The 23,731-nt window shown below is 51.0% G+C and carries 17 protein-coding genes, 1 tRNA gene and 1 pseudogene; 13 read left to right on the top strand and 6 right to left on the bottom strand.

The features are described 5' to 3' along the window. Positions 1 to 15: 15 nt before the first annotated feature. Positions 16 to 1,434: a coniferyl aldehyde dehydrogenase gene (locus tag HOY33_RS07375; protein ID WP_172289573.1), complete on the top strand. Its 1,419-nt coding sequence runs from the start codon at positions 16 to 18 to the stop codon at positions 1,432 to 1,434. A gap of 363 nt (positions 1,435 to 1,797) precedes the next feature. Next, positions 1,798 to 3,261, top strand: a complete 1,464-nt coding sequence (gene ansP, locus HOY33_RS07370) for an L-asparagine permease (protein ID WP_172289572.1) — start codon at positions 1,798 to 1,800, stop codon at positions 3,259 to 3,261. 54 nt (positions 3,262 to 3,315) lie between these two features. Here ansP and HOY33_RS07365 read toward each other — a convergent pair whose 3' ends face one another. Continuing rightward, a complete protein-coding gene (locus tag HOY33_RS07365) occupies positions 3,316 to 5,472 on the bottom strand; it encodes an ornithine decarboxylase (protein ID WP_172289571.1) in 2,157 nt (718 codons plus the stop codon). A 662-nt stretch (positions 5,473 to 6,134) separates the two neighbouring features. On the opposite strand from HOY33_RS07365, the gene HOY33_RS07360 reads away from it, so the two are divergent. The 8 genes and pseudogenes from HOY33_RS07360 to HOY33_RS07325 all read left to right on the top strand — a co-directional run bounded on the left by HOY33_RS07360 (position 6,135) and on the right by HOY33_RS07325 (position 14,776). Then, a tRNA-Phe gene (locus HOY33_RS07360) sits at positions 6,135 to 6,210 on the top strand. A 161-nt stretch (positions 6,211 to 6,371) separates the two neighbouring features. After that, a pseudogene (locus HOY33_RS07355) lies at positions 6,372 to 6,578 on the top strand (Arm DNA-binding domain-containing protein); the annotation flags it as partial. A gap of 1,793 nt (positions 6,579 to 8,371) precedes the next feature. Beyond that, a complete protein-coding gene (locus HOY33_RS07350) occupies positions 8,372 to 8,677 on the top strand; it encodes a hypothetical protein (protein ID WP_172289570.1) in 306 nt (101 codons plus the stop codon). An 88-nt stretch (positions 8,678 to 8,765) separates the two neighbouring features. Beyond that, positions 8,766 to 9,869 carry a TOMM precursor leader peptide-binding protein gene (locus tag HOY33_RS07345; protein ID WP_172289569.1) on the top strand — a complete coding sequence of 368 codons (1,104 nt, stop codon included), beginning with the start codon at positions 8,766 to 8,768 and terminating at the stop codon, positions 9,867 to 9,869. Continuing rightward, positions 9,859 to 11,190, top strand: coding sequence for a YcaO-like family protein (locus HOY33_RS07340; protein WP_172289568.1), 1,332 nt, complete (start codon positions 9,859 to 9,861; stop codon positions 11,188 to 11,190). Before HOY33_RS07345 ends, HOY33_RS07340 begins: the two co-directional genes overlap by 11 nt. Positions 11,191 to 11,212: 22 nt before the next feature. Beyond that, positions 11,213 to 12,037 carry a SagB/ThcOx family dehydrogenase gene (locus HOY33_RS07335; RefSeq protein WP_172289567.1) on the top strand — a complete coding sequence of 275 codons (825 nt, stop codon included), beginning with the start codon at positions 11,213 to 11,215 and terminating at the stop codon, positions 12,035 to 12,037. Then, positions 12,018 to 14,294, top strand: coding sequence for a hypothetical protein (locus HOY33_RS07330; protein WP_172289566.1), 2,277 nt, complete (start codon positions 12,018 to 12,020; stop codon positions 14,292 to 14,294). Before HOY33_RS07335 ends, HOY33_RS07330 begins: the two co-directional genes overlap by 20 nt. Further along, positions 14,294 to 14,776: a papain-like cysteine protease family protein gene (locus tag HOY33_RS07325; RefSeq protein ID WP_172289565.1), complete on the top strand. Its 483-nt coding sequence runs from the start codon at positions 14,294 to 14,296 to the stop codon at positions 14,774 to 14,776. The genes HOY33_RS07330 and HOY33_RS07325 overlap by 1 nt, the downstream gene beginning before the upstream one ends. Before the next feature lie 23 nt (positions 14,777 to 14,799). On the opposite strand, the gene HOY33_RS07320 is transcribed toward HOY33_RS07325, so the two are convergent. From HOY33_RS07320 to HOY33_RS07305, 4 genes are all read right to left on the bottom strand, one after another. After that, the gene (locus tag HOY33_RS07320; RefSeq protein WP_172289564.1) at positions 14,800 to 16,170 is read right to left on the bottom strand and encodes a HAMP domain-containing sensor histidine kinase; all 1,371 of its coding nucleotides are present in this window, start codon (positions 16,168 to 16,170) and stop codon (positions 14,800 to 14,802) included. A gap of 39 nt (positions 16,171 to 16,209) precedes the next feature. Next, a complete protein-coding gene (locus HOY33_RS07315) occupies positions 16,210 to 16,887 on the bottom strand; it encodes a response regulator transcription factor (RefSeq protein ID WP_172289563.1) in 678 nt (225 codons plus the stop codon). Between the two features lie 14 nt (positions 16,888 to 16,901). After that, entirely contained in the window at positions 16,902 to 17,717 is an 816-nt protein-coding gene (locus HOY33_RS07310; RefSeq protein ID WP_172289562.1) for a MipA/OmpV family protein, read from the bottom strand. Positions 17,718 to 17,836: 119 nt separating this feature from the next. After that, positions 17,837 to 18,910 (bottom strand): aldo/keto reductase, encoded by a 1,074-nt coding sequence (locus tag HOY33_RS07305; RefSeq protein ID WP_172290014.1) that lies wholly within the window; start codon positions 18,908 to 18,910, stop codon positions 17,837 to 17,839. A gap of 165 nt (positions 18,911 to 19,075) precedes the next feature. On the opposite strand from HOY33_RS07305, the gene HOY33_RS07300 reads away from it, so the two are divergent. Further along, positions 19,076 to 19,996, top strand: coding sequence for an AraC family transcriptional regulator (locus tag HOY33_RS07300; protein ID WP_172289561.1), 921 nt, complete (start codon positions 19,076 to 19,078; stop codon positions 19,994 to 19,996). Beyond that, on the top strand, positions 19,993 to 20,613 hold the full coding sequence (locus HOY33_RS07295; protein WP_330527642.1) for an SDR family NAD(P)-dependent oxidoreductase: 621 nt from the start codon (positions 19,993 to 19,995) through the stop codon (positions 20,611 to 20,613). Before HOY33_RS07300 ends, HOY33_RS07295 begins: the two co-directional genes overlap by 4 nt. Before the next feature lie 228 nt (positions 20,614 to 20,841). Here HOY33_RS07295 and HOY33_RS07290 read toward each other — a convergent pair whose 3' ends face one another. Then, entirely contained in the window at positions 20,842 to 21,768 is a 927-nt protein-coding gene (locus tag HOY33_RS07290; RefSeq protein ID WP_172289560.1) for a LysR family transcriptional regulator, read from the bottom strand. 332 nt (positions 21,769 to 22,100) lie between these two features. On the opposite strand from HOY33_RS07290, the gene HOY33_RS07285 reads away from it, so the two are divergent. Further along, positions 22,101 to 23,624 carry a class I adenylate-forming enzyme family protein gene (locus HOY33_RS07285; RefSeq protein WP_172289559.1) on the top strand — a complete coding sequence of 508 codons (1,524 nt, stop codon included), beginning with the start codon at positions 22,101 to 22,103 and terminating at the stop codon, positions 23,622 to 23,624. The last annotated feature ends 107 nt before the right edge of the window (positions 23,625 to 23,731 follow it).

The raw sequence follows: 23,731 nt of genomic DNA, 5'->3' as shown, positions 1-23,731 counted from the left end.
GTTCTGGAGTCAATGATGAATGTTTCCGATGCCGCGTCAACGCTGGCCGCGACCGTAGCCGCAATGAAGCAAGCCCATGTGCAGGATGGCCCGGCCAGCGCCGAATTGCGCCGTGATCGACTGGCGCGCGCCGCCCAACTGCTCACCCGCCATCGCCAGGAACTGGTGGCGGCTATCGGCGCCGACTACGGACATCGCAGTCCCTACCAGAGCTTGCTGGCTGACGTGCTGTCTCCTATCGGCACGTTACAGTACGCCGCAGAAAACGTGGAACAATGGATGCAAGCCGACGAACAAGCAGCGCCAGCCCCCGGCATGCAGGCACGGGTGCAATACCAGCCGCTGGGCGTGGTCGGCATCATCAGCCCGTGGAACTTCCCGCTCAATCTGGCATTCAGCCCCTTGGCGGGCGTACTGGCCGCGGGCAACCGCGCCCTGATCAAACCGTCAGAGCTGACTCCGCGTACCGCCGCGCTGCTGGCCGACCTGATCGGTCGCTATTTCGATCCGCTGGAACTAACGACCGTGCTCGGCGACGCCGATATGGGCGCGGCCTTCAGCGCGCAGCCTTTCGATCATCTGGTGTTCACCGGCAGCACCACCGTCGGCCGTCATGTGATGCGCGCGGCGGCGGAAAATCTGGTGCCGGTAACGCTGGAGCTGGGAGGCAAGTCGCCGGTGGTGATCGATACCGATGCCGATGTACAAATGGCCGCCGAGCGAGTTCTGACGATCAAAACCTTCAACGCCGGTCAGATCTGTATTTCCCCCGATTACGTGATGCTGCCTGACAGCGCCCGTGACGCCTTCGTGGAACATGCGCGCAGCTTCATCACCCGTAGCTTCCCGACGTTACAGCAGAACCCGGACTACACCGCGATCATCAACGACCGCCACTTCCAGCGTCTACAACGCCTGCTGGACGATGCGCGCGCCAAAGGCGCCACGGTCATCGGGCTGGAACCCGAGGGCGAAACCCACGCCGACGCGGCGACCCGCAAGATGGCGCCGACGCTGGTGCTCGACGCCACCGACGAAATGCTGGTGATGCAGGAGGAAATCTTCGGGCCGATCCTGCCGCTCAAAACCTACCGTCGCATTGATGAGACACTGGATTACATCAACGCTCATCCGCGTCCGCTGGCCGCTTACTACTTCGGTCAGGCTCCGGAGCGCCAACGGCAGTTTGCCGAACGCACCACCTCCGGCGCGCTGGTGATCAATGACGTAATGACCCACGCCTTGGTCGAGAGCATACCTTTCGGCGGGGTGGGGGCCTCGGGCATCGGCGCCTACCACGGTATCCATGGCTTCCGCCGCTTCAGCCATGCCAAAGCGGTGGTCGTGCAGAGTCCTGACGGTGAATTCAATCTACGCATGCGCGCGCCCTATGCCGCCAACCAGACGCAGATTGAGGCACTATTTGGCGATTGAGCCCTGTCGGCGATTGACCATGCAGCCGATCCCTGGGATCGGCTGACATTCATCGATTAATGATATCAATGACTCCAACGCAGCCAGGTCAGGTTTGCGCCTGGAGTCAGGATTAAATGCAACAAGCGCCATTGCGCAATTATCCGCCAAACCACGTCAGAATGTTTCGCTTTCCGCTCAGTCCATAAACGCATTTTTTGCTACCTGTGACGATAAAAGGTAGCATCACTGCCGTTCTTTAACGCCATGTGACCTACATTTATAAAATAACCCTATACTCGACATGGTCAGTTCAGGTTCAAAATACGCATAGCTATAAGTATTCATCTCAGCATGAATGACGGACAGGGATACAGGTAAGTAATGACGCAAAGCAATAAAACAGGCATTGGACAGGATACAAATCAAAGACGTTGGCTGGACTCGCATGAAACAGGTTATCACAAGGGATTGGGCAATCGTCACGTTCAGATGATCGCCATCGGCGGCTCAATCGGCACCGGTCTTTTTCTCGGCGCAGGCGCACGTTTACAAATGGCCGGCCCTGCGTTGGCGCTGGTCTACCTGATCTGCGGCATCTTCTCTTTTTTCATTCTGCGCGCGCTGGGCGAGTTGATCGTCCACCGCCCGACCAGCGGCAGTTTTGTCTCTTACGCCCGTGAATTTCTGGGAGAAAAAGCCTCCTACGTAGCAGGCTGGATGTATTTTCTCAACTGGGCGATGACCGGCATCGTGGATATCACGGCGGTCGCGCTTTACATGTACTATTGGGGAACATTTGCCGATGTGCCGCAGTGGATGTTTGCGCTGGGCGCGTTATCGATCGTTACCATGATGAACCTGATCGGCGTGAAATGGTTTGCCGAAATGGAGTTCTGGTTCGCGCTGATTAAAGTCGCGGCCATTTCGCTGTTTCTGGTGGTCGGTACGGTCTATCTCGGCGTCGGCGCGCCGCTGGACGGCAACCCGACGGGCTTCCATCTGATCACCGATAACGGCGGCATCTTCCCTCACGGCCTGTTGCCCGCCTTAGTGCTGATCCAAGGGGTTATCTTTGCTTTTGCCGGTATTGAAATCATCGGCATTACCGCCGGCGAATGTAAAAACCCGGAAAAAGTGCTGCCGAAAGCGGTAAACAGCGTCATCTGGCGCATCGGACTGTTTTATGTCGGCTCGATTGCGCTGCTGGTCTGTTTGCTGCCGTGGAACGCCTATCAGGCGGGACAAAGCCCGTTCGTTACTTTCTTCAGCAAGCTGGGCGTTCCCTATATCGGTACGATCATGAACATTGTCGTGCTGTCGGCGGCGCTTTCCAGTCTGAACTCCGGCCTGTATTCCACCGGACGAATTCTGCGCTCTTTGGCATTGGGCGGTTCAGCGCCCAAATTTCTGTCCCGGATGAGCGCCCAATCAGTGCCTTATGCCGGGATTCTCGTCACGGTAAGCATTCATGTTATCGGTGTATTCCTGAACTACATCGTCCCGTCTCAGGTATTTGAAATTGTGTTGAACGTCGCCTCACTCGGCATTATCTCTTCATGGGGATTCATTATTATCTGTCAGATGAAGCTGCGTAAGGCTATCCGTCTGGGTAAGGCGCAGCCCGTCTCGTTTAAAATGCCGGGCGCGCCGGTAACGTCGTGGCTGACGCTGGCGTTTTTGCTCGGCGTCATGGTGCTGATGGCTTTTGATTACCCCAACGGAACCTGGACTATCGCCTCTATCCCCGTTCTGGGATTGATGCTGGTGGCCGGATGGTCAGGGCTACAGAAGCAAAAAGTAAACCAGCCGCACACCGCACCGGAACAGGAATCTACCGCTAACTGATACGGAAAGCGCGATCTCTCAGGCCCGCTGCCGGGCCTGAGGACAGCACAAGATTTATTGCTCGATGACATAACCGTACAGCCGCTTGCCGCCATCTTCCTCGGCCACGCTGTAGACGCCTTGCAGCTCGGGCGAGAACCCCGGCAACAGGTTGATGCCGGCTTCCAGCGCCAGAAAATAACGCTGCACCGCCCCGCCCCACACTTCCCCCGGCACCACGCACAGCACGCCCGGCGGATAAGGCAAGGCCCCTTCCGCCGCGATGCGGCCGGCGGCCTGAGCAATCGGCACCAGTTCAATGTCGCCGCGCACAAACGCGCGGTTTGCGTCCTGCGGCAGCATCACCGCCGGTGGAAAAGCGTCTTTACGGAACATCGCCTTTTGCAGATCTTTCACCTTGTGGCTGGCATAAAAATCATGCATTTCCTGACAGAGCCGGCGCAACGTGTAGCCGTGATAGCGCTGTTCATATTTGTGATACAGGCTTGGCAACACCTCGCTCAACGGCGCATCCCGGGCCATCAACTGCTCGAAATAGACGATAGCCTCAACCAGACGCTGCATTTTGATACTGTCTTCCGCCGGCGTCAGCAGGAACAAAATCGAATTCAGATCGCATTTTTCAGGGATGATGCCATGTTCACGCAGATAGTTTGCCAGAATGGTCGCCGGAATACCGAAGTCGGTGTATTCGCCGCTGACCGCATCGATCCCCGGCGTCGTCAGCAGTAATTTACAGGGATCGATAAAATACTGATCCTGGGCATAGCCATCAAAGGCATGCCACTTTTCACCCGGCTCGAAATTGAAGAAACGCACGTCATGCGCCATCACGTCGGTATCATGATCCTGCCACGGTATTCCCGCCACGGTTGTGGGCACGAACGGTTGAATCAACTCACAGCGCGCCAGCAACTGTTTACGCGCCTCAATGCCGGTTTTCACGCACTCCAGCCATAAACGACGCCCGCTGACGCCCTCATGCATTTTGGCGTTCACATCCAGCGCGGCAAACAGCGGGTAGAAAGGACTGGTCGACGCGTGCAGCATAAATGCGTTGTTAAAGCGTTTATGGTTGCAAAAACGCCGCTGCCCTTTGATGTGGGTGTCTTTCTTATGAATCTGCGAGGTTTGTGAGAATCCCGCCTGCTGCTTATGCACCGATTGAGTGACAAAAATGCCCGGATCGTTCTCATTCAGCTCCAGCAGCAACGGCGAGCATTGCTCCATCATCGGAATAAACTGCTCGTAGCCCACCCAGGCAGAATCAAACAGAATGTAGTCGCACAGATGACCGATGCTATCAACCACCTGACGCGCGTTATAAATCGTGCCGTCATAAGTGCCAAGCTGGATCACCGCCAAACGGAACGGACGCGTCTCATCGGCGCGCGCCGGCGCCACTTCACGCACCAGATTGCGCAGATAAGCCTCATCGAAGCAGTGTGCGTCGATCCCGCCGATAAAACCGAAGGGATTACGCACCGTTTCCAGATAAACCGGCGTCGCTCCGGCCTGGATCAGCGCGCCATGATGGTTGGACTTATGATTATTGCGATCGAACAACACCAAATCACCCTGGGTCAGCAACGCATTGGTCACCACCTTATTGGCTGCGGAAGTGCCATTGAGCACGAAATAGGTTTTATCCGCATTGAACACCCGGGCGGCGAATTTCTGCGCGCTCTTGGCGGCCCCCTCATGAATCAGCAAATCGCCCAGCTTGACATCGGCATTGCAAATATCCGACCGGAAAATGTTTTCGCCATAAAAATCAAAAAACTGCCTGCCGGCCGGATGCTTACGGAAAAACTGCCCGCCCTGATGTCCCGGACAGGCGAAAGTGGTGTTTTCCATATCGACATACTTGAGCAACGTATCGAAAAACGGCGGCAGCATGGCATCCTGGTACGTTTGTGCCGCATTCTCCAGCACCCCGGCATGCGCACCCGCATCATCCAGCAATAGCCACTCGCTGCCGGTCGGCAACATTTCAGACAATGAATCGGCATCATTATTCCGCACCACAAAAGCCGGAATAGTAAAACCGGTATGGTGTAACAGCGACAGGATCCCGCAGCGAGCTTCCTCAATAGAGACAACTACGGCAGCCACATCGGTAAAATCAGTGTGACTCAGCGCAACAATTTCGCGTGCGGTGATTAAACGGTCGGCAACCGCCGCATTAGCCGCAATTTTTAACTGTTTCATGTAACCAAACCCAAACGGTTAAGGATGAGTGTACGTGCCCGGAAGACACAGCGCAGGGATAACGAATCCCGACCAATCACAATGCCGATCGCTGACGACAAGCGCATGATCCCTACAGTTATTACTGTAGGTTAAGAATGGATAAACTGGGGTCAGCACCATCCGATAGACATCAGTAAAATCAGAGTAAAACTCTATTTTTAATCATGCCTAACAGTGAGCGTACGGACGCCTCACCGCATGGTGGCGAGGGATAATCGAAGAAGCGAAAAGAGGCGGCTGGCAAAGGAAACATGCTGCGACGTCATCAAAGATCCGGCGCAGTAATTTCGCACCATGAGCAATGAATCCGACATATCAGCAGCCCTCTTTAACCACAGGTGAACAGGGAGTTCAGGTGAATAGTAAAGTTAAAAACCGCGCAATATTGGCATTATTTTTCATCAAATTCAAGAAACGAGCGCCCCTCATTTAGCGCCAGAACATAACATTTGCACCAAAGACGCCGCCGCCAATAAAAACCGTCGCCGCACCGATTGCCGAAAGAATAAATCAGGCCTGTCGGCTGGCGTCATTAATTGCCCGAAAATAGAGCAAGCACGCGGGTTTGTGACAGAAACCCGTTGACGACGCGCAGGCAATACGGTTTAATGCGCCCCGTTGCCCGGATAGCTCAGTCGGTAGAGCAGAGGATTGAAAATCCTCGTGTCCTTGGTTCGATTCCGAGTCCGGGCACCACCTTTCCTTTTTTATGCCTCTTTATCAATTCCTATGTGTATGCAATTCAATAAGTTGGCGTAAAAATCTTTCCCGATGCGTTTTGGTTTATTCCTTCGTATCCGGAAAATTTGGGGTCAGATTGCGGGTCGTTCAGTTCGATGAACGAAGGAGACCCTCACATGGCCCTGAATGACAGCAAAATCCGCGCAGCCAAATCTCGCGCAAAATCCTATAAACTCACCGATTCGCAAGGTCTGTACCTGACGGTATCCGCCAGCGGCGCTAAGTTATGGTATTTCCGCTATCGCCTCGGTGGTAAGGAAAACCGTCTGGCCTTTGGCCCCTACCCGCAAACTACGCTGGCGGAAGCCCGTGAAAAGCGCGACATCGTCATGTTTTTCGAGTTTATACGAATCATCAAGTAGGAGAAGAGATAACTTCCGCTTGGGGAAAACATTGTAAATAATGACGGTGGACTCAGAGCATCCCCCCACATATTCGCAAGGAGCGACCGCAAGCCATGCCGGTGTTCCATGGTGAAGGATTATCCAGGCACTATAAAGTATGTACGATTTCCATTGAAAACCAATTATTAACACTGGGACATTATGATACTAAGTATCATTTCAGACCGTTGACAAACCTATCACCCTTTATCGAACAGTGATAATGGAATGGAAGAGTAAAGCGTCCGCGCCAGGGATGGCGCGGTTCGAGCTTACAGGGACGTACTTGCAGCGTCTTTACGATCCATCCATTATCGCCGCTCACCAGACTTTGTCAGCAACCTCTTATGATACTAAGTATCATTTACTTCTTGTCGTTGGACTCTGCCATACGCTGATATGCCGGGTCAGTGTCACGCGGTGACTGTTTACTCATTTCTCTGTAATGTGTTACACCTTGACGGAAATACTCACGCAAATGTTCGACCTGCTCAGCGATGACTGGCAGAGTCATCGCTGAAGTGAAGCGGAAACAGCGTTCAACATCTTGAAAGGGATGGGGCTTAAATCTCGAAAACTTTACCCCCGGCAGGCACGCCCTGCCCACTTTTATAAGATCCCGGCCTAATCTGGTCAGTCTGTAGATTGTTAAACTTGGCGTAGTTTGCCATCGCATCCTGCGTGAATCGCCTCGACTCATCGTGGGTGACATGCGAAGAGCTTTGTTTTCGGTAGTAAGTAATCGTAATAGTTTTATCCGAACTCATGTTTTGAGTCATATAAAGTGCCATATTTCTTCTCTCTTTGGTCTGATAAAATGGGCAGGGAAAATATTTCTTGCTTGAAAATAAGGTCAAACACTAATACGAAGTAATCTTGCTGCCTTGTCAGCACTCACAGTTAAAATAGATGGTAAATAAAAAATATAACTTCATTGGATAATTAAAAATCCCCGCTCCTCAGTTGGAAATGGATGGGGTTTATTTTTAAAGATAGATATTATGCAAACTTTCGTCAAAAAATTTGTCATGCAATATATATCGACACATGATTTTCTATTTTTTATGAAATAAAACTCTTTTAAAAAGTATTAATAAAAACAATAACCAGAATTATAAAATGCAATATAATAATTGCATATGTATTATTTAGGAGTGAAACCATACAATATTCATTAATTACATAGCGCCATTTCCCCCGCCAGTAAAACGTAACTTATGAGCTTCGCTGCCCTTCAGGTCATAGCGAATCTCCTGCGTTCAGATTGCGAGAAAATTCCACTAACTAACACTCTGCTTTTTTGGGAGGATTACCCAACCCTTTGAAGTTATATCGTTGATTAACTGAGGAAAAAGCCTCTTAAAAAGAGCAATACGCTTGAAAATGTTATGGTAAGACCTCAAAAAGTTGTTTATTGATATCAACTAATTAGAGAATATTTCAGTTTTCTAAAAAGGGGGCTACGGCCCTATAATCCCCCCATGTAATACCGAACCTAGAATAATAATCCGCTAATTATTTTTGAATTAATTTCCTCCTAACTAATAGTTTCTTTACAATAGAAATACTAAAAGTATCATTTTTTAATTTTTTCTATTATTTTTCTAAAAACTAAACTATGGTTTTTTTAGGTCGATGAGACCTATTTCTCTCACTGATATTATCTGAAAATTTTCTTTCGGATAATACAGTGTTTCCATTGATAAATGTATATTTCAACGGAGAGCTATTATATGGCTTCTATTACTGATTATCCGGATTTTGACAATCCGATTACCTCCTTGCTTGAAGGCAATGATTCTTCAATCCTGACTGAAAATGCTCTTCAGCTACTAGAGGGCGATTTAATTGCCCTGTCATGGAAAAATCACACGGTCCGGACTGAAAAACTCAATGTCCGAGATTTAAACTCAATCGAAGAAGCATTCAGCAATCATAGTCTCTATGGCTCATCGACTAGCCCGGTTGTTGGCGCAAGCTGCTGTTGTTCTTGTACACCATGCTGTTGTACAGCCGTAGCTGTGGTACACGCAGCTTAATTTGAATGATTGCACTGCCATCACGACCTCCTGATGGCAGTGCAACTCCTGTTATTGAAGCCATTAACCGGGCATAGAAGGAAACTTCATGAATGATAAACTAATTCTGTTACCGATACAGATCATTGAAACGGAAGATGCGGTCATCCTTAAAAGAGGTCTGGCACAGCTATTAATTCCGGATACAAATATTTTGCTGATTATCCGGGTAATCCAAAAAGCGTTGTTACAACAGCCTTATTCTGTTGCTGAACTGAAGTCTCTGTTTGCCGCGCCGGTGCAACCGCTGGTCGAAGAACTACTGAACAAGCTTTTGGAAAAACGTTTTTTACAATTGCAAACCGATAAAGGGCCTACCGATCAACAGCTATCCGTTGATCCTGCTCAGGAAATATTTTACTGGCATTTTAATCAATATCAGCAACAGATAGCCAACACCCTCAACCAGAAATATTGGTTATTTGTCGGTATTAACAAACTCAACATGCTGTTGCTTCAGGCCATGCAACGGGAAGGATTGCAGAATTACCTGATTGTTGATGATCCGATGCTGAGAAATATTGACTTCTTTGACGATAACCACCAACTGTCGGCTGACTTCTGGCAGCAGCAGACAGACCGTATCGTCAGTGAAGACCAGCTATTTTTAGGTAAATACAATGCGCAAATCGGTTTTGTGGTTGCCGCCTCGGAATTTGGCAGCTTCTTCTTGCTTGAACGTTGGAATGAATATGCGATCAAGCAGAAACTCACGTTTTATCCCGTGTTGCTGCAAAACATGGTTGGCTATGCAGGCCCTTTGGTTATCCCGCATGAAAGCGCGTGTTTGACCTGTCTGAAATCACGACAAAACTCGCATAGCAACGGATTTGCAGAGCGCCGAACCACAGAACAATACGCCTTTGCTGGTCAGAAAGTCGCCGCTTACCACGAATCGATGCTGCATACTCTGGCAGCCGTTGCTCAATTTGATCTCGTGAAATTTATTAGCAACATTCAGTGGGAAGTCGGCACGTTGTGTGAGATTGATTTGCTCGCTGGCAGCATGACCAGACGGAAACTACTGAAAGCTCCCCGTTGCTCCATCTGTAGTGGTTTACATGACGCCCCTCAGGTCAACCTTTATCAACAAATTACCTCTGATGATGCATGGCAAGAGATTAGGCAAACGGTAGGTGATTATGAAAATTGAGTTACAAAGCCCATTATCCCGTATGGCGGACGCGATGCCGTATCTTTTAGACAACCATGTCGGCATTATCGAGCAAGTACAGGAGCATCCAGTAGAAGCTGATTCGCCGAGATTTTTCCGCTACATCTGCACGGCAGCAAATACCACTGCTTTTGGTGAGCATCGTAATTTCGCGGTTGGTGGCGGAGCTGCCACCAGCCGTGAAATGGCTCTGGCCAAAACCATTGGCGAAGCAATAGAACGTTATTGCGCGGCAATTTACGATAAGACGCAAATGCCGCTGACCAGTTATGATCAGGCGCCTTTTCCCTGCGTGCATCCAGAGCAATTTGTGCTGTATACGTCAGCACAACACAGCTACAGCGACTTCATGTTCGATCCGTTTTTACCGTCGTCGCCTGTCCGTTGGGTCCCTGCATTAAATTTAAAAACCAACCTGCAAATTCATGTACCGGCCGCAATGGTTTACGTGCCTTACTTTTTTTACAAGGATGGTGATGAGACGCCAATCGGCCAGCCAATTTCCACCGGCCTGTCCTGTCATTGCAGCTATGAAGAAGCGGCGATAGGGGCATTGTGTGAAGTCATTGAGCGGGATTGCTTTATGATCACATGGCAAGCAAGACTGAGCCGCGATCAAATCAGGCAAGATAACCTTTCTGCGGTCAATCGCGATTTAATACAACGGTTTACTGCCGTCGGTTATCAGGTGTACCTGATGGATATCAGCAATGAAAGCCAAATTCCGGCGGTCATGGCTGTTGCACGTCACAATACAGACTATGTACCGCTGGTCGTGGCGGCATCTGTCGCGCTAAATGGTGAAGAAGCGATCCGTAAGGCATTGGAGGAATTGGCGCACACGGAGCGATATGCTTTCCAGATGAAAGGCGAAGTACCGCGACTTGAAGATGATCCCGAATACGACAACATTCAGGGGCAAGCAGATCACGTCAATTTCTGGCTCGATCCGGCCAATGCCCGACATGCCGACTTTCTGCATGCATCAAACCATTTCCGTGATTATCGCGATATGCCTGATTTTACCGGCCAGACTCATGCCATCAGCTTACGGAATCTGGTCAATAAGTTGGATCAGACGGGTTATCAGGCGCTGATCTGTGACATTACGTCATCAGACGTCCGTGAACTTGGCTTTTGGGTTCTCAGAGCCATAGTGCCTGGCTATCACCCGTTGTTTATGGGGTACCACCACAGACCTCTGGGCGGTAAACGCTTATGGCAAGTGCCGCAGTTGCTTGGTTTCCCTGGCTTAGCCCCTGGCGCTACCGACAACCCATTTCCTCATCCATTCCCGTGATCGCTGCTACAAAAGGCCATTTATGCTGAATTCTTTATGGAAAAAAACCGAACTGGAATCTGACTCCGCCGACATGGCTTGGGAGCAATTCCATGAAAGTTCCAAAACTAGTCGTTATGATTTGGCGCTGCCAACTGAACAGATTGTTGCCGAAATGGATAATCTGTATACCAGTCTGCCATATAAAAACTTCAAACCCATTCCGTTACCTGAAACGTTGTCCCCCATCAACGCTGATTTCGCCACCGTTATCCAGGCCAGACAAACGCCTGTCGGGGTAACAAGCGCGCCGCTAACATTGACACAACTGCGCACTGTTCTGCATTTCGCCTATGGCGAGACCAGAGATAACAAAGACAATCCAGGTATTCATCGTCCCTTCCGAACAGCCCCCTCAGGCGGTGCGTTGTACCCGCTGGAGTTGTATTTTTACCACTCTGGACAGGTCGAAGGCTTGGCTGCCGGGATTTATCACTACTCGCCGGCACTGAATGCCCTGCATTTTATCAAACCCGGCAATTTTCATTCAGAGTTGGCACAAGCTTTAGTCGAGTTTCAGAGCCATCTGGCAGAACAGTTATCCGTGGTCATCTTTATCACCGCCATGTTTCAACGTTCCATTTTTAAATACCGTAATAAAGGCTACCGTTTCTGCCTGCTGGAAGCCGGGCACGTCGCGCAAAATATTAATCTGGCCGCCACCGCATTACAGCTTGGCGTAATCAATATTGGTGGTTTTTATGACCGTAAAATAGATGACCTGTTGGGGCTAGACGGTCTGAACCATTCCATTCTTTACATGAACGGCCTGTGTGCGGGAGGGAACGATGCCCCAGATGCCCGCTGAGCTGCCGGTGATAGTCCGTCAAATAGCGCCGCCTTTACTTGAGGTCTGGTACTGGCACCGACTTTGTGATTTACAGATTCAAATCGGCTGGCAGGATGCCAGCGCTGATTGCCTGTTCGCAGACCTGAGCTTAGGAAGCTGGCGTGGGCACTGGTTGGCGCATCAGTTGGCGGCTCAACTTGGTATATCGGCGCCAACCAAAGTACAGCCCGAGTTACACGGCAGCACGTCTTTACAGGGGCAATATGCCGACACTATTGGACAACTTATTGATAATGAAAATGAAGGGGATAAAAATTTCATTACCGCGTATCAATTTGCCCGCCGCTTGATAGCGGCATTCACGCAGCAACAACGAAAGTTTATCCTCGTTGTCGCCCCTATCGCTCATCAGCTTTGGGGCAGTGAGAATCTACAATTGCTCAGGTTATTGGCAAGTGCCGCGCCGGCTTATGGTTTCCGGCTGGGCTTGTTATTACGCACAGATGCAAACTTACCGGAATTAGCAGGCTTTCAATTCAAAGCCAATAACCAACCGGCGCAGCAATCCAACCCGGAGCGCATGACTGCGTTACAATGTGCGGAATTTTCTATTCCGGGCTTATTATCAGCAGACTGGCTGCGACCCGATTTCGAACTGCCGCCAGAGATCTTACCGCTTGCTGACGGTCAACTGCTGTTATCACCTAATTTACGACCGTCACAGTCCGTCATTCCTGTCGACCTATCACTTCTGCCCGATGAGCTAAAGGTTGTGTTTGCATTACAGCAACAGCCGCAGGATATTGAATTTTTACAACAACAAGCCGGGACACGCTTTGCGGAAGGCGGCTACGATCTGGCTTATTTAATCCTCGCACAGATCGAAAAATCGCCGTTATCTGTTTTGCAGCAGGCGCTAATAGAAGCACAAAAACAGAAGATTGCTATCGCTTTAATGGATTTTCCCCGGGCCGCAGCCGGCGCTTTACCTGATGTAAGCCTACCCGATGAAGTACGGGCCTCACTCTATCAGAGCAAAGCCTGGGGGCTGGTCATGACCGGTCAGCCGGTTCAAGCCGAGCAGTATTTTGCCAAAGCCCGCCAGTTGTTGGATCCGCAGCGCGACCCTCGTTTGTATCTTTATTTACTGAATATTTCGGCGCTAAACCAGTTGCGACTAGGGGATGCTCAAGCAGCGTTGACGATCGAAAAAAACATTGAGCAGCAATTGTCTCTGTTACACACTCCAGATTGGCACCTGATTTATATTAATTGCCTGAACCTGGCCCGCATTTATAAAAAACTGCGGAACTTCCCCAAGGCAGAGCACTATTATCGCCAGGGCTTTTTGGTGAATCACCAACTGCGTAATGAAAGCGATTTGCTCTATATGAATCTTTGTCTGGCTCAACTAGAAGCGTTACAAGAACGGCATCAGCAAGCCTTGCATTATTGGCTCCGGGCAGCGTTGCATTGGCTGTCAAACCCTATGCCGGAAGCATTGGCTCCCAGAGTCGCGCAAGCAATTTTGAACCGGCCGTTGTCAAACAAAGAGTCCAGCCCAGAGCAAATTTCCGCCAACCTGTTGCAAAGCCTACAGCAATGTTGCCAACAACTGGGTTTACCCGTGCGCAGCGCTGACCGCTGTATTGCCTTTGGTCGCATTAGCTACGCAGGCCAGGCGCAACAATGTATTGGATTACCGGGGATCAGCCTATTAATCAGCAGGGAATATTCGGTGCAAGCGCCCTTTGATGGGGTTGCCTACCGGCAACTTAATCAATGGGTGCTGGGACTATTACAGATACTACTACCGCAGCTTGAACTTGGCGGAATCCGCAGTTTGCTAACCGATCAACAATATGGCGTTGAATTACCCGCTACAGCCAGAGAAACTTTATGGTCATGCCTAACATGGCAGGTGCCGGAACTGATTTTTGCCGGTCAGCGGTATGATGTTCCCTTGAAAGACAACAGCACCACAGCAAAAACGCCGAATCCATCCCAGCTCAGTCATACGGCACTGCTCAATAGTTTTCGCGTGATGCACAGCAGAGCCATCAGTTATGTACAAAACGGCCCGCAGGGCTGGTTGGTCGTGTTTAAACGCTACCGCTCTGCTTTAAAACTGTCTTCCCGACAGCAAGCTTTATTACAATATGTACAGGAGGGGCGTGATCTGGAACAACTGTGTCAATTCCTGCAAATAGCTCCTGAAGAATGTCTGAGCTGGTTGCATCAATTGACCGCACAGCGGCTGATACAGGTGCACTGATGAACACGATATTACCTTTTACACTTGAAGCTCAGCAGGGACATTTGCAGTGCTGGGCAGCGATTGCCATCTCACTTGGGCGCTTTTATCAACGACCGCTTGTCCCAACGCAGCAGGAATTTGCCCACCAAGTTTTGGGCGCCAATTGTGATCAGGTATGTCCCCCCTTACAGGCGATGCGGCATATGCAATTGGAATACCAGGAACGAGAAGGCATGCTGACACTAAGGCAGCTCAAAGCCCAGCTACAGGCGGGTCATCCGTTATTAGCGGCGATGAGATATTTCATTGGCTGGCATCTGGTAGTCATTTATGGTGTTGATGAAGAGGAACAAGTATGGTTGGCCGATCCATTATACGGTTTGCATTGTTTGCCTTACGAGCAACTACAGCAAAGTTACCTGCAACATTATCAGTGGAGTCACAGCTACCTGTTTGTTCGCCATCTTGAACCGCTGACAAGTTCAACCGGGTTGAACTAAGCGGTCTGAATTTACACGCGGCCTTAGCGCGAGAAGTGGATAATAAACCGGGAACCCACATCGCCCTCTTCAACGGCAATACTCCAGTTGTGCGCTTTGATGATCTCCTCACAGATGGCCAGCCCAAGTCCCGCGCCCTCGCTGGTCATATCCGCAGGGCGCCAGAACCGTTCAAACAGAAACGGGCGATACTCAGGTTTTATTCCCGGCCCGCCATCGGCGATCTGTATAAAATCGTGCTGTACCAGAATCATTACTGCCCGATGGACGGGTGTGACATTAATGGCATTTTCCAGGAGATTTTTTATCAAAATAAATAACGCGCTTTTATCCGCTTTAATCCACGGAAGCGCTTTAGACACTTCCAGATTCACCTTCACCTTTTTGCTCTTTGCTTTACGGCTGAGGTAGGTAATAACGTCCAGCATTACCGCAACCCGATCCACATCCTCAAATTTATAGTTATGCCGTTCACTGACCTCGGAAAGGTGCAAAAGCTGTCTGACCTGCCGCGCCATAAAATCGATATCCTGAAATAGCACCTCTTTATTTTTTATTTCATCCTGAAGTTCAATTTGACCCCGGAGAAGCGTTAGCGGCGTTTGCAGCTCATGCGCCGCCGCGGCGAGAAAATTTTGTTGTACATAGAAACCTTGTTCTAAACGTTCCAACACGCCATTAAATGCCACGATAAGCGGCTTAATTTCCAGGGGAACATTTTTCCCTGCCAGGCGCAGACTTAAATTACCCGGCGTGATGGAAGCGGAAATGTCGGAGGCCTGTTTTAGCGGGCGAAGAATATGTCGAATGGTCAAGGGAAAGATCAGGGCGAAAATGCAGGTGACGATAAAAATACTCCAGCCAACCACTTCCAGCACCGGATCGAGCTTAATATCCAGAATCGCGCGGCCAAAGTCGAAGCTTCCAACGCTTTGTACCGTAAACCGTTGCCCCTGATGGTGAAAATTGAGTGTCGCCAAAACATAACGTTTATAATTAATGCTGATTTCACGCTGGCCTTCTGATTCCGCAACTTTCCCGGCCGGCCCCCATTTGGTCAGGCGGCCATCTTGTTTTTCTTCGGTTGAAGAGAGAATAAGGTTGCCGTCACTGTCATAAATGCGATACATCAGCGCGGTGGACGCCTCTTTGTACAGCGTTGCGCGTGGCTCATCTAACGTCACCGACACAGGTTGGCCCTGCGCGTCGTAATGGATTCCGGCGATTACTCGCCGCGCCGTTTCCAGATTTTCATCCTCTATCCACATCTGTCGGGGCGAATAGTTGAAAATACCCAGCACCATCGTTGCAATCAGTGCAAGACTTGCCGTCAGCGACACGATGCTTACCAACCATAACCTAGCCGTCAGGCTGCTCATCCAGTTTTTCATCATGCGCATGCGTCCTCTTTTTTCGCCCTGATGCAGAAAGGCTTATTGCTTGCTTTGCAGTGCGAAACCGATACCGCGGATATTGACGATATGCGTCCGGTCATTCAGTGATTTCATTTTCTTTCGCAGCCGGTGCACCGTGACCTCAAGCGCATTGGGGGTCACCGGCTCACTTAATCCCCACGCCGCATGTTCCAACGCGGCGTGCGCAACCACCTTTCCTCTGGCATTGACCAACGCCAATATAATTTGCAACTCCGCCGGCGCCAGCACCACCGAACGGTCGCCGGATTGCAATCTATGTTCACGCGGATCGACACTCACCCCGGCAAAGTTTGGCGTTAACGGGATCAGGTCAGCCGGGCGTCGTAGTTGGCTTCTGACGCGGGCAACCAGTTCCGCCATAGCGAAGGGTTTCGTCACGTAATCATCGGCCCCGTTTTCCAGGCCGGCGATGCGATCGTGTAAGGCATCCCTCGCGGTCAAAATCAGGCAGGGCGTCTTCACTCCCGAGGCGCGTAGCTTATTGAGAAAAATCAGCCCGTCGCCATCGGGTAGCCCGCGATCAATAATGATCACGGCATAGTCAGCCATCTTCAGGCCACCGGTCGCTTCAGAGATAGTGGAAAAGATATCTGTCTCAATGCCGACCTGTGCAAGAGCCTGTCGGATCATGCCGGCCAAACGCGGGTGGTCTTCAAGCAGGGCGATGCGTGACATAAATGGCCCGTCAGTTAAAATTGATACAAATAGTAAAGGCTTGCGGCAGGAACCACCGAATGATCCACTAACGGACTGTCGGTAACGCCACGACCCAGTCGCGTAAGGCTAATATCAATCCCAAGTTTTTGATGCTCAGCCAGACGATAGTCAAATCGACTGCCCAGCGAAAAGTTATAGGTTGATTCGCCATCATAGGCCGCGCGCCCTGCTCTGGTTTCTGACTCCCGGACGCCGTAATAGTAATCCACATTTTTATGGCTCAGCCATTCCGCGCTGACATAGGGCGTGAGCGACCAACGGGTATAGTTAAAATCTTTACCAAAATGAATTTTTGACTTTTGCCCCTTGCTCCCCGCGGTCAGGAACTCACCGGAGAGCGTGCCGAAACCGGTATTCCAGGCGACGGTCGGGCCATACCAGAAAGCCCCCTTACGTTTTTCCATCCCGCTAAGCGCGGAGGAATCCGAGCCTTTATAGCCATCTCCCAGCGCGTACTCGCCGCGTAAGGTCACGCTGACATCGCTCCAGCGGCCAACTTTCAGATCCAGTTTGTTCGCAAAAAAATGCACCCACTTATCGTCAAAGTACAGAAGAGGCAACGGTGAAAATGATGAGCGGACGCCCTCATAGGGTGATTCTTCATACCCGACACCGACGCCCAGTCCCCATTGTGTGACATTGGGTTCATCGCTTAACAGGGTAAAACCCGAAGCGGTGTTCTCAACCGCACGATATTTTTCATCGGCGGCCCATAAGCCTGCTGACGGTAAAAAGAGTACCGCAGTAAATAATGGTAATGGCCAGGTAAAGGTTGACGTTTTGCTCACAATTGTTCCCCAATGGCAGCGACAGATAGGGGAATCGTAGAACCGCCGGACTTACGGTTTACTTACGCTCCGTTGCTAGCTAACGGAAAATACAGCGCGAAGGAACGACACGTCTTCCGTCATCGCCTACGCTCTACAACCGTCGTGCCGCCAAACATCAATTGCTGCGCCATCGGTCGGCCCATAAAGCGTTCAGGAAAGATCGGCTCCAGAGCGCTGGCTTTTTCGAGGCGGTCACGCTGCTCTTCGCTGAAGACGACGGCCAAGGCGCCGAAATTGTCCTCGGCCTGCGCGATCGTTCGCGCCCCCACGATCGGCGAGACCACGGCCGAATTGAGCAGCGTCCAGGCAAGCGCCACCTGCGAGCGCGAGGCGCCCAGTTCCCCGGCGATATGGCCCACTACGTCGGCGATATCCAGCGCGCGTTCGTTCAGATGCCCGGTGGATGCGATAACGCCCTTGCGCGTCGGCGAGACATCGGCCGCATTCTCGTCGGAAAGATCGGCACGGCTGTATTTGCCGGTGAGGATCCCGCCGCCGAGGGGAGACCAGGGCAGCACGGCAAGGCCCAGCGCCTGCGCCATCGGAATCAGCTCGTGTTCGACGGAGCGCTCGATCAGGCTGTACTCGATTTGCAGCGCGACGAACGGCGACCAGCCACGCAGGTCGGCCATCGCCTGCATCTGCGCGACGCGCCAGGCCGGCGTATTGCAGATCGCGAGGTACAGGATCTTTCCATCCCGCACCAGATCATCAAGCGCCCGCATCACCTCTTCGGGAGTGGTGGTGAAGTCCCAGGCATGGACGTGGAGGAGGTCGATCCGATCCGTATCGAGTTGGCGCAGGCTGGCCTCGACCGAGCGTATAAGGTTGAAGCGGTGATTGCCGCCCGAATTCGGATTGCCCAGCTCACGCGCCATGGTGAACTTGGTGGAGAGGACGATGCGCTCCCGCTTGTTTTTGATGAGGCCGCCCAGGATTTTCTCAGAGCTGCCGTTGGTGTAGTTGACGGCGGTATCGATGAAATTGCCGCCGCGATCGACATAAGCATCGAAGATGCGCCTCGCCTCGGCAGCATCGGCGCCCCAGCCCCAGTCGGAGCCGAAGGTCATGGTGCCCAGCGCCAGGGGCGATACACGAAGGCCGGATCGTCCGAGCAAACGGTACTGATCGAGAGAAGTTGACGTTGTCATGCGTTGCAGTCCTTTCGGTTTACGTGATGTGTGGCTAGGTTGCCCCATCGTCGTCTGGTTGATGTAAAACCAGGTAGCCTTTTTGTCCGGCTTGCTTGCACGATCGTCCGAAATGCTGATAGGTTGAGTTTTGTGTTCTGCAATTACGGCGGCGACATGAAACCAATGAATACGCTCGACACGCTCATCGACCTCATCAGCCGCCATGCGCCAGCCGATGGCACTTATGTGAGCGCCATTCCCGGAGTATCACTGCTGCGCGCGTCTTCCCCAACCATGCCAATGCCGGTGATCTATGCGCCAACGCTCTGTCTGGTCGCTCAAGGCACCAAGCAAGCGGCCCTCGGCGCGACGACATATCGCTACGACCCCGCGCATTTCCTGGTCGCCTCCGTTGAGCTGCCGGTGATGGGGTCGGTGATCAAAGCGAGTGCGAGCCACCCCTATCTGTGTCTACGGCTCGACCTGGATTCTGCCGAACTATCGGATCTTGCGATCCGTTATCCGGCGGCGCCGTCCGGGGATGAGAGCGCCATCCCCGCCGGGTTGACGCTGAACAAAACCACCCCGCAATTGCTCGATGCAGCGATACGCCTGGTTGGTTTGCTGGATACCCCGCATGACATCGAGGCCCTCGCCCCGCTCACCCTTCGTGAAATTCTTTACCGCCTCTTGACCGGGAACGGCAGCGGCGTGATCCGTCATATGGCCCGGGGAGATAGCCGGCTTAACCAGATCGCCCGAGCCATCGTCTGGATCAGGGCACACTTCCGCGGCCCTTGCCGCATCAAACACGCCGCGGAGGTCGCAGGGATGAGCAGCTCGACCTTTCACCTTCATTTCAAAGCAGTCACGACCATGAGCCCTCTTGAGTTCCGCACGCAACTGCGGATGCAGGAAGCTCGGCGACTGATGGTGAGCGATGCCGCGGACGCCGCCAGCGCCGGCTTCCTGGTCGGCTATGAAAGCCCTTCGCAATTCAGCCGCGACTATGCGCGGATATTCGGCATGCCGCCGGCCAGGCATGCCAGCCAGACGAGACGGCAAATTATCGCAGACACGCCGGATACGCACAGGCCGGTGTGACATACCGCAACAGCGGCTGCGTGCGCACCGTGACCGATCGTGCCTTTGCCGATCTCGGCCGCATTGATGTAATCGTCTCCAATGCCGGTTATGGCATCCTCGGCCCGGCGGAAGCCGTGTCTGATGAACAAGTCCGCCAGATTATCGATACTAACCTCGTCGGCTCCATCATCCTCATCCGCGCCGCGATCGCGCACTTGCGCAGTCAAGGGGGAGGACGCGTGTTGCAAATCTCCTCGGAAGGGGGGCAGATCGCCTATCCAGGGTTCAGTCTCTATCATGCCACCAAATGGGGTATCGAAGGCTTCGTCGAGGCGATAGCCAGGGAGCTTGAACCCTTCGGCATCACCTTCACCCTCGTGGAACCGGGGCCGACCGCCACCAATTTCAAGAACGGTATAGTGCGGCGCGGCATTGATTCGGGCGCGTTCGCGTTCACCGGCGATGCGGGAAAGATGGTAGATCGGATGATCGAAACGATCGATGCGGGGACGACACCGCTGCGTCTGACGCTCGGAGCATCCGCTTTCGATGGTATCCATGCGGCGCTCCGGCAGCGGCTTGCGGCTCTTGACGCGCAGAAGGACATCGCGTATTCGGTGGAGTTGGATCGATAACGGGCAAAGGAGACGACGCTCCTTCACCTTATTTCACAGGAAGCGCGTGAGATCGTAACGACCTTTCCGCGCTTCATACTGACCGCTGACCTCCGGCGAGTTTCGTGCACGGGTATCGTTGCCGTAGCCCTAAGTGGAAACCTGAATGAGTGATTGAAGATAATCAGCCTATCACACTGAATGCCTATTGCAGTATCCAGTGTGAATGAAGGCCATGATTATCGCGGATTAACTTAATTCTCGATTAATATACTTCACTCCCTCTACACGTTGCTCTACCACATAGCCTTTTAAGCGTTCTAAAAATGATGATAGAACGCTATCTTTTCTGTTATCCCTGCTGACGAAGTAATACCCTTTTCCGGAGTAAACCGCGCACTTGAAAGGCATAACCAAGGTATTATTTTCAAGTTCCTTTTTCACCAGGTTAATATCAACAATGGCCATCCCCAATCCCTGGACAGCGGCGGCGATGGCTGAGTCCATAGACTCAAACTCATATCGATTGATGATTTTAACCTTATCCTGTAAATCGTATTCTTTACGCCATAATAACCAGTCAATCTCTTTCGATTTAGTATAAATAAGATCAATAGCAAGCGGTATACCGTTGCCAAGAGAGTGTAATAAATCAGGTGATATGACCGGCGTTATACATTCAGAAATTAATAAGGTACTATTCCAATCATTAGGGAACAAACCATCCCCATAGAGAATCATGCCATCATATCCCTGCATATCAAGAATTGACGAATAATAATCATCTCGTTTATTTTCAATAGTCACTAAAGGTAACATACTTTTTTTGCCAAGCAGCCTTAACACCGGAATAATCCAGCGCAATGCAAAAGCAGCAGGTGAATGAATACGTAATACCTTTTCATTATAGTGAAAATTCTCACAGGCCCTACACAGAATTACAAATGCATATTGGAGTTCTTTCGCCAACTGTTCTCCATCTGAGGTTAAGAATATCCTTGGTCCATTACGTTCAAACAATTTCTTACCAAAAAAATCCTCTACGGTATGTATATGTTTACTGATTGCGCTTTGTGTAATTGATAACTCACAAGCGGCATGAGTAAACGACTGATGACGCGCAGCAGACTCGAAAGCCTTTAATGCGTAGAGAGGTGGGGTTTTCATCCAATCCATTAAATTTACCTCACAAGACTCCAACTGTAAAAATCCTTTAACTACAATTCCATTTAAAGGGATAAAGCCACCCCAAAACAACCACTATAGGATTTATCTTAAAAAACAAAAACATGCATTATTATAAATAAGCACGCTAAGTATTAACCAGTATGAGAATTAGTAATCATCATAATGATAATTTTCCTTTTTCATAGGGAAAATAAACCCTGTATAAAACAAATCGAAATACGGAATTATTGTTAACTAAGAAACTTAAAAACTAATTTTATTTCCGATATTTTAAATCAGGTGGATTATATCCCTTCTTAACCGGTAAAAGGAATTAGGTTATGACTGTTTTTTCGGATTTCAAAAAATATTCGCTAACGCATTCAAACGCAACAGCTATTATCTTCAATAACCGTAATATATCTTATTCTGATGTACTTATTCTCAGCGAAAAGATTGCGGCTGGTTTGCGACGGGCTGGTTTATTCCCAGGAGACCGCATTTCCGTACATATTAGCAATCGCCCTGAACTTATCTCGGTTTACTATGCGTGCCTGAGTATCGGCGCTATTTTAGTTCCACTCAGCCTTCGGCTATCCGGTAGTGAGGCAAAGCAGTTAATTACCCATAGCGCCTCACGCTTCTATATCGGTGACACGGAACAATATCACGCATGGCGGCAAGCTGTCGATTCCTGTGAGACGCTGGAAAAACGCTGGATCTTAGATCTGCCCAGCACTGAGGAAACCGCGCGCACGCGTTCCTGGGATACGTTAACCCGCCATGCCGCCTTTTCCCCAACCGATAGAGCGCCGCAAGAAATTGCCTCTATCTTTTACACTTCCGGGACAACGGACCAGCCCAGAGGGATTGTCTATACACAACAAACCCTGATTAATTCACTAAATCAGGTCGACGCGACCATGAATCCCAAGGTCAACCAGCATAGCGGAAACCGTTTACCGATCGCCTCCATGGTGGATTTCATCAGCCCCTGGAGCATACTCACCTCTCTCACCGCACTGCGCCGCGGTCTCCCGGTGTTCATGGCCGCCGCCCACGATACCCAGGCTATTTTACACCAACTGCAAAATGACAAACTTGCCTGGGTCATCGGCACGCCAGCTAATTTTCAAGCAATCATGGATGCGACTGTCCAGCAAAACATCGCGCTTGATCTTAGCAACACGGTGTGCGTGGTCGGGGGAGATGCATGTCCGCACGACCTTAGCCAGAATTTTCTCGCCTATTTTGGCGCCCGCATGCAAAGCTCCTACGGCCAGACGGAATTAGGCGGTCCGGTGATCTATCATCCCGATCTTTGTTCTCTTGACGAGCCTGCCATTGGCTGGCCACTCCCCGGCGTTGAAATCAAAATCGACGGTGGTCCTGGGCATAGGGGCCAATTGCTGCTGCGTTCTCCGGCCAGAACGCTAGGGATTTGGAACGGCAGCGAAGTTGATCCTTTTCCGCCGGAACAATGGATAGCCACGGGCGACACTGTCCGGCAAGAAGCCGACGGCAACCTGCTATTCTGCGGTCGCCAAAAAGATCAAATAAAGATTGAAGGATATCCGGTATCACCGTTAGAGGTTGAAAAGGCGCTTGTCCAACATATCGATATCATGGCGGCAATTGTCTTTGGCATTCCTGACGCGGTGGCGGGCGAACGCATTATAGCCATGATTCAACCCGTTCCCGGACGCCGTCCCGACCCACAAGCCTTACGTTCACACTTGTCCGATCATATCGCCAATTATAAACACCCTGCCGAATTCATTTTCGTTGAAAAACTCCCGGTGATGACCACGGGGAAAATCAGTCGACGACGGATCGCGGCGGAATTTCTCTCAGCCACGCATTAGACAAACGATACCCGAAACACGCTTTGCCGTTCATGCCGGCCGGATTAGCGCTGAACTCTTCAGTGCACCGCCCGTGTCCGACATCCCTATGGAATACCCATCAATAC

The organism is Brenneria sp. hezel4-2-4 (genome assembly GCF_013155275.1).
GTDB lineage: Bacteria > Pseudomonadota > Gammaproteobacteria > Enterobacterales > Enterobacteriaceae > Brenneria.
The sequence above is the reverse complement of the archived record's forward strand: the minus strand, read 5'-3'. Positions and strand labels throughout refer to the sequence as shown.